Origin of the sequence: Streptomyces sp. NPDC005281 (assembly GCF_040607495.1) — a bacterium.
GTDB lineage: Bacteria > Actinomycetota > Actinomycetes > Streptomycetales > Streptomycetaceae > Streptomyces.
In genome coordinates, this window is sequence record NZ_JBEXGX010000037.1 from 67,129 (window position 1) to 74,018 (window position 6,890).

A 6,890-nucleotide genomic window follows, 5' to 3' on the forward strand; every position below is an offset into this window, starting at 1 on the left:
GGGAGCCGGCCGCCGGTCAGGGAGGCGGTACACCCCGCCTTCCGGGCGTACCTGGTGCCTGCGGACCGGTGGTACCCGGCGTGCCCGGGTGCCGGTGCTGCCCGGGAGCTACTTGGCCCGGCGGGCGACCGTGAAGCGGTCGACCTCCGCACCGGTCTCGGCGATGCCGCGGACCGTCAGGGTGGCCAGGCGCCCCTTCGAGGCCGGCTGGACGTCGACGCGCAGGAACGAGTAGTTGAGGTAGCGCACGCGCGACCAGGCGACCGTCTCGTTCTGCTTGCCGTCCTTGAGGTTGACGAAGGAGGCGACGGACTCGACCTCGTTCTCCTTGCCCTCGTAGGACTCGGGAGCGCTGAACGCGTACAGGCTTCGGCCGGCCGCGCCCGCCGTCACGTACACGACGCCCTCGGTCTCGGTGTACGCCGTGCCGCCGATCGGCAGCTTCTTGGTGACCGCGTTCGCCTTGATGACGTCCGTACGCTCGTACTGGTGGTTGTGGCCGTTGATCACCAGGTCGACGGTGTACTTCTCGAACAGCGGCACCCACTCCTGTCGCACGCCCCCCTCCGAGGCGTGCGCCGTGGAGGTGCAGTACGCGCAGTGGTGGAAGAAGATCACGACGAAGTCGATGTCCTTCGACGCGCGGAACTTCTTGAGCTGGGCCTCCAGCCACTTGGTCTGGGTGCCGCCGGAGATGCCGAGGTTGGCCGGGATCTCGAAGCTGACGTCGTTGGCGTCCAGCGAGATGATCGCCGTGTTGCCGTGGACGAAGGAGTACACGCCGGGCAGGTTGGCCTTGTCGGGGCCGTTGTCCGGAAGCGTCCAGCGGGCCTCCTCGCCGCCGTAGCCGTTGGGCGAGTACCAGGCCTCCATGTCGTGGTTGCCGTACGCCGGCATCCACGGCACCTGCTTGGCGACCGTCTCCGTCTGGGCGAGGAACTGGTCCCAGATCCGCGAGTCGAAGCCGGTGTCGGCGGTCTTGCCCTGGCCCGCCGGGTCCGCGTACGCGATGTCGCCCGCGTGCAGGTGGAAGGCGGGGTTCTGGGCGAGCAGCAGGGCGTCGTTGGCGAGGCCGTGGTAGCCGACGCCCTCGTCGCCGAAGGCGGTGAAGGTGAAGGGCTCGGCGTGCGAGGCCGCGGTGGTGAAGGTACCGAGGGTGCCCAGGAGGTGGGGCGCGGCCGGGTCGAAGCCCGCGTGGCCGACGCCGTAGTAGTAGGTCCTGCCGGGGCGCAGGTGGGTGAGCCTGGCGTGCAGGTAGTACTGGGTGTGGTCGCCGCTCGCGCCCACGCCGGCCGGGGTGTAGAGGGTGCGGACCTCGGCCTCGATCTTGCGGGAGAGGTCCCAGGGGTGGGCGCCGATGCGGATGTAGGGCTTGGCGACGGCGACCGGCACCTGCCAGGAGACGGTCATCTCGGTGCGCGGGTCGTTGCCGAAGGCGAGGTGACGGCCGAAGGGGGCGACGAGGGCGCCGTCCACCTTCTCCGTCGAGGTCGGGGCGGCCGTCCGCTGCGAGGGGACGGCGGCCTGGGCGGCGCCGGGTACGAAGGCTCCGCCGGCGACGGCACCGATGGTCACGGCGCCGCCTCTGATCATGTTGCGCCGGGAGAACTTGGCGCGAAGGTACTCGTGCTGCTCGGCCATGGTCATCTTCTCGGCGAGCCGCTCGGGTACGCCCATGCGTGGAGTGTCCATGAGCCCTGAAGTTGCTCCAGGCAATCGACGGGCCGCAAGACGCCGGATGGACAGCCTGTAAACAGCGGCCCATAAGAGATTCAACACCCGCTTGCCCGATATCGGGCAGGATTCTTGCGAATCGCCTTCCGGTACCCCAGGATCAACGGGTGCACGACGAACTCGTTGATCATTTGACGCGGTCGACCCCCCTCAACCGGGGCGAGGCGCTGCGGGTGGTCCAGGACGTTCTCGCCTACTTCGACGAGACGGCCCAGGAGTTCGTCCGCCGCCGCCACCGCGAGCTCCAGGCCCAGGGCCTGGTGAACGCGTCGATCTTCGAGCGGATCGAGGCGGACCTGAAATATCGCGCGGTCGCGCCGCCGGAGCTCACGCTCAGGCAGCTGCGCCGCATCGTTTACGGCTGAGGGACTCTACGTATATGTGCGGAATCGTCGGATACATCGGCAGGCGTGATGTGACCCCGCTGCTCCTCGAAGGCCTTCAGCGCCTGGAGTACCGCGGCTACGACTCGGCGGGCATAGTCGTGACGTCCCCGAAGTCGGCCGGCCTGAAGATGGTCAAGGCGAAGGGCCGCGTCCGCGACCTGGAGGCGAAGGTCCCCAAGCGTTTCGCCGGCACCACGGGCATCGCCCACACCCGCTGGGCCACGCACGGCGCCCCCTCCGACGTGAACGCGCACCCGCACATGTCCGGCGACAACAAGGTCGCCGTCGTCCACAACGGCATCATCGACAACGCCTCCGACCTGCGCAAGAAGCTCGAGGCCGACGGCGTCGAGTTCCTCTCGGAGACCGACACCGAGGTGCTCACCCACCTGGTCGCCCGCTCCCAGCAGGAGAAGCTGGAGGACAAGGTCCGCGAGGCCGTGCGGGTCATCGAGGGCACCTACGGCATCGCGGTGATGCACGCCGACTTCCCCGACCGCATCGTGGTCGCGCGCAACGGCTCCCCCGTCGTGCTCGGCATCGGCGAGAAGGAGATGTTCGTCGCCTCGGACATCGCCGCCCTGGTCACCCACACCCGCCAGATCGTCACGCTGGACGACGGCGAGATGGCCACCCTCAAGGCCGACGACTTCCGCACGTACACCACCGAGGGAACCCGTACGACGTCCGAGCCGACCACCGTCGAGTGGGAGGCCGCGTCCTACGACATGGGCGGCCACGACACGTACATGCACAAGGAGATCCACGAGCAGGTCGAGGCCGTGGACCGGGTGCTGCGCGGCCGGATCGACGACCGGTTCTCGACGGTCCACCTCGGCGGCCTGAACCTGGACGCCCGTGACGCCCGCGCCGTGCGCCGCGTCAAGATCCTCGGCTGCGGCACCTCGTACCACGCGGGCATGATCGGCGCCCAGATGATCGAGGAGCTGGCCCGCATCCCCGCGGACGCCGAACCGGCCTCCGAGTTCCGCTACCGCAACGCGGTCGTCGACCCCGACACCCTCTACATCGCGGTCTCGCAGTCCGGTGAGACGTACGACGTGCTGGCCGCCGTCCAGGAGCTGAAGCGCAAGGGCGCGCGGGTGCTCGGCGTGGTCAACGTCGTCGGCTCGGCGATCGCCCGCGAGGCGGACGGCGGCATGTACGTGCACGCCGGCCCCGAGGTCTGCGTCGTCTCGACGAAGTGCTTCACCAACACCACCGTCGCCTTCGCGCTGCTCGCCCTGCACCTCGGCCGCACCCGCGACCTCTCGGTCCGCGACGGCAAGCGGATCATCGAGGGTCTGCGCAGGCTGCCCGCCCAGATCGCCGAGATCCTGGAGCAGGAGGACGAGATCAAGAAGCTGGCCGAGCAGTACGCCGAGGCCCGCTCGATGCTCTTCATCGGCCGCGTCCGGGGCTACCCGGTGGCCCGTGAGGCCTCGCTGAAGCTCAAGGAGGTCTCGTACATCCACGCCGAGGCCTACCCGGCCTCCGAGCTCAAGCACGGTCCGCTGGCGCTCATCGAGCCGGCGCTCCCCACCGTCGCGATCGTCCCCGACGACGACCTGCTGGAGAAGAACCGCGCCGCCCTTGAGGAGATCAAGGCCCGCAGCGGCCAGATCCTCGCCGTCGCGCACCGGCACCAGGAGAAGGCCGACCAGACGATCCTCGTCCCGAAGAACGAGGACGAGCTCGACCCGATCCTCATGGGCATCCCGCTCCAGCTCCTCGCCTACCACACGGCGCTGGCGCTCGGCCGGGACATCGACAAGCCGCGCAACCTCGCCAAGTCGGTCACCGTCGAGTAGGCACCACCGGGCGGACCGCCGGCCGGCGGTCCGCCACCCCGTCCGTCGCCGCGCAAGTCCCCGGCCGGCGGCCGGACATGAACGGTCCCCGTGCGCACCACCCGCGCACGGGGATCGTTCTTCAAGGGGCCGGAGCCGCCCAATACCCCGGCCCGCGCCGAGGTCAGCCGGTGGCCGTCACCCCCCGGCCGGCGGCGCGTCGCGGAAGCGCGGTGGGCCAGTGGGCGAGAGCCGCGGTCGCCGCGTACCAGGCGACCGCGCCGGCCGCGACGGCGAACCAGCCGCCGGCCTTGCCCAGGCCCGTGCTGTCCGCGAAACGGCCGACGGCGAGAAGCAGCAGGGAGACGAAGAAGAGTCCGTAGGCGCCCTGTCCGAGGGTGTCCCCGCCCGCGAGGGCGAGCGAGAGCACGACGAGCGCGAAGAGCAGCAGGAAGAGTCCCGCCGCGTTGTCGGAGACCTGGCCGCCAGCCGAGACGGCCCAGGTGAACCAGAGGGCGCCGAGACCCGTGAAGGCCGTGCCGTTGGCCGTGTCACGGTCGCGGAAGGCGAGGAGACCGGCGACGAAGAGCGCCACGCCGCCTACGTAGTGGGCCAGTGACACGGCGTCAGCCGCCGTCACTCCGTCGATCAGGCCGGTGTACCCGAGGCCGAAGGCCAGCAGGGTCACACCGAGCGCGAGTCTTCCTACGATCGTGGTGGTGCTTCCCGCAGAGACGTCGTTGTCCACGGCGGGCTCCCTTCATACCTGTGCAGTTGTGCTGCGCCGTACCGGTCACCGCGTAGGACCGGCGTCCCGTATATGCCCTTCACAAAGGCACAAACACCTCTACGCGCCAGTAGGTTCACTCACCGCACAGAGAGGGCGGGCCGTCACCCCGGACTCGTCCCACCAAGGAGGAGTGGCGCCGCACAGGCCCGTCCCACAGGCCCGCCCCACAGGAACGGACGGGGCCTCGGGGAGGAACGGGGCGTCAGGGGATGACGATGACGGGGCGCTTGGCGCGCTTGGCGAGCCGCCCCGCGACCGAGCCGAAGATGCGCCCGACGATGCCGTGCGTGGAACCCACGACTATCGCGTCCGCCTCGTACTCCCGTCCCACTTCCTCGAGTTCGTGGCAGATGTCGCCGCCGCGCTCGACCAGGATCCAGGGCACCTCGGAGAGGTATTCGGCGCAGGCGAGCTCCAGCCCGAGCACCTCGGTGCGGTGGTCGGGGACGTCGACGAAGACAGGCGGCTCGCAGCCCGCCCACACGGTGGTGGGAAGCCGGTTGGCCACATGGACGATGATCAGGCCCGAGCCCGAGCGGTGGGCCATCCCGATCGCGTAGGCGAGGGCACGCTCGCTGGACGTCGAGCCGTCGAATCCGACGACGACGCCGTGCTTGAAGGCGGGATCGCAGGACTGGCGGGGTTCTTCCGCCGCCAGGGGCTCGGCCGCCGTGGGATCGGCGAGCGGGCGCTTGCGGTCCGCGGGATCGAAGAATTCGTGACCGGCCATGGGTGTCTCGGCGTTTGGATCCTCGTGTGGGGACGACAACGAACGGCAGAGCTGTGTCTGGGAAACATCTTCCCAACCCCATACCCCCAAGGGTACGGCGGCACGCCTCCTCTGCCCAGATCCCGCGCGCCTTACGCGGCATTCCAGGGAGCATGCACGAGAGGCCGCCCGTAACGCAATGGTTGCTGCCCCGTACAGGCGGTTTGCGCAGGACTCCGCGTGAATTTGCAGCGGCTCCCGGGAACCGGGAATTCCGCCGCCGGACAGGACCGGGCCGCCTCCTTCCGGACGCACGCTCCACCCGCCGGGCAGTGACCGGCAGGTCGAACACGCGTTGAACCGGTCGCAGCCGCCACGGAGAAGGCAGGCCATGGAGATCACACGCCGTGGAGAGCACGGAGAACACCGGAGCATCAGGGAGCAGCACGTGTCCGGACCCGACGCCTCCCCCCGCTCCTCCACACCCTTCGCCCCCTCCGTCCCACCGGCTCACCCCACCGCCTCCCCCTGGCCCGCCGCACCCTCGGCCGCACCCCACGGACCGCAGCCGGGATCGCGATCGGGAACACGCTCCGGTTCGCGCGCCCCGGCGCCTCCCCCGGCGGACACGGTGACCGACGTGGTCCGCTGGGCGGCCTTCAGCTGCGTCCTGGTCCCGGCGGTCCTCCTCTGGTACGGCGACTCGCTCGCCGGAGCGGCCGGTACCGCCCTCGGACTCGCGGCCCTGACGGGGGTCTGTGTGATCCTGCTGCGCCGGTGCGAACGGGGGGCCGCGCTCCTGGCCGCCGAGCGGCGGGACCCGTCGCACTCGGGCGCACGCCGGCGCACCCCGCAGCAGCGCGGACGCCACGGGAGGACAGGTCCGGGAGCCGCGGGGAGCGTGGGGGCAGGGGGACACGCGAGCGGAGCCGGGCCCCGGGTCGGCCCATGGGGCGGGAACGGCACGGGAGTTCACCGAGGCGGACGTCACAGTGGGGGGAACAAGCGGGTCGACTGACCGGTTTGCGCGTACACCTACGCTTCTTTTCAGCCAACTTCCGGCAGTGGCGCATCCCTTGCTCGAACGACCCCCCAACCCCCGTTCGACCTGCGGCTAAAGGCCTACGGAGGGCCCACGCACCCTACGTGGATTGGCCACCGCCACGAGGCGCACTTCCCTGCGGCGCCCACGAGTGCAACGCTTCGTGATCGAATGCTTCACGCCAAGTTGCCATGTCGACATTCTGCGGAGTACCGAACTGGTCACCTTGGCGCGACCGGACACAGTAGATTCGATCTTGTCTTACGGCGGGGGACTCGTGCAGGACCGAGGGGAAACGTGCAGGAGCGACACAACCGAGGAGCCGCGACCACCGAGGGGGGCTTAGAAGTCATCTCATTTGGTTCGATAGGCTGTCGATCGTGGTTTCGATCGTTGAGCGGCTGGTGCCGGATGAGTTGTGGGAGTTGTTCCAGCGGGT

6 protein-coding genes are annotated in these 6,890 nt (G+C 69.7%); 3 read left to right on the forward strand and 3 right to left on the reverse strand.

The genetic code is table 11. The features are described 5' to 3' along the window. Positions 1–108: 108 nt before the first annotated feature. Positions 109–1,677, reverse strand: a complete 1,569-nt coding sequence (locus ABZV42_RS35745) for a metallophosphoesterase family protein (RefSeq protein ID WP_356055630.1) — start codon at positions 1,675–1,677, stop codon at positions 109–111. A gap of 164 nt (positions 1,678–1,841) precedes the next feature. On the opposite strand from ABZV42_RS35745, the gene ABZV42_RS35750 reads away from it, so the two are divergent. Then, positions 1,842–2,099, forward strand: a complete 258-nt coding sequence (locus tag ABZV42_RS35750) for a hypothetical protein (RefSeq protein WP_037619090.1) — start codon at positions 1,842–1,844, stop codon at positions 2,097–2,099. A gap of 14 nt (positions 2,100–2,113) precedes the next feature. Continuing rightward, positions 2,114–3,931 carry a glutamine--fructose-6-phosphate transaminase (isomerizing) gene (gene glmS / locus ABZV42_RS35755; protein WP_355988788.1) on the forward strand — a complete coding sequence of 606 codons (1,818 nt, stop codon included), beginning with the start codon at positions 2,114–2,116 and terminating at the stop codon, positions 3,929–3,931. 163 nt (positions 3,932–4,094) lie between these two features. Here glmS and ABZV42_RS35760 read toward each other — a convergent pair whose 3' ends face one another. Continuing rightward, on the reverse strand, positions 4,095–4,658 hold the full coding sequence (locus ABZV42_RS35760; protein ID WP_355988786.1) for a GPR1/FUN34/YaaH family transporter: 564 nt from the start codon (positions 4,656–4,658) through the stop codon (positions 4,095–4,097). A 244-nt stretch (positions 4,659–4,902) separates the two neighbouring features. Continuing rightward, positions 4,903–5,430, reverse strand: coding sequence for a universal stress protein (locus tag ABZV42_RS35765; RefSeq protein WP_261703579.1), 528 nt, complete (start codon positions 5,428–5,430; stop codon positions 4,903–4,905). 610 nt (positions 5,431–6,040) lie between these two features. On the opposite strand from ABZV42_RS35765, the gene ABZV42_RS35770 reads away from it, so the two are divergent. Continuing rightward, a complete protein-coding gene (locus ABZV42_RS35770) occupies positions 6,041–6,427 on the forward strand; it encodes a hypothetical protein (protein WP_355988783.1) in 387 nt (128 codons plus the stop codon). The last annotated feature ends 463 nt before the right edge of the window (positions 6,428–6,890 follow it).